This is a genomic window from Staphylococcus sp. HMSC061G12 (genome assembly GCF_001838465.1).
In the GTDB taxonomy this organism is placed as follows: domain Bacteria; phylum Bacillota; class Bacilli; order Staphylococcales; family Staphylococcaceae; genus Staphylococcus; species Staphylococcus simulans.
In genome coordinates this window covers 1-286 of the sequence record NZ_KV837039.1, presented here as the reverse complement: position 1 = coordinate 286, position 286 = coordinate 1, and the positions used below count along the sequence as shown (strand labels likewise).

At 36.0% G+C, this 286-nt stretch carries 1 protein-coding gene; it reads right to left on the bottom strand.

The window, feature by feature from the left end:
* A partial coding sequence (locus HMPREF2937_RS03670; RefSeq protein ID WP_142351399.1) for a Rib/alpha-like domain-containing protein occupies positions 1–286 on the bottom strand: 286 nt, incomplete at both ends.

The following is a 286-nucleotide window of genomic DNA, read 5'->3' as shown; positions in this document are numbered from 1 at the left end:
ATACTGGTTCATATTTATCATTTTCTGGTTGTGGATTAACCGTAACTTTAACTGTTACGTGGTCAGTCGAACCATCTGGGTATGTCACTGTAACTGGAACATCATATACACCTGGTGTGTTTCCATTAGGTAATACAGATGGATTGTCTACAGTAACTTTATAAGGATTATCCACTTTAGAATAGCCTGGTACAGTTACTTTAGAAACAACATCTTCAATTGTAGTTGGTGTACCATATGGTTTTTCAACTTTTCCAGCTACTGGTTCAAAGACATCTGAATCTTT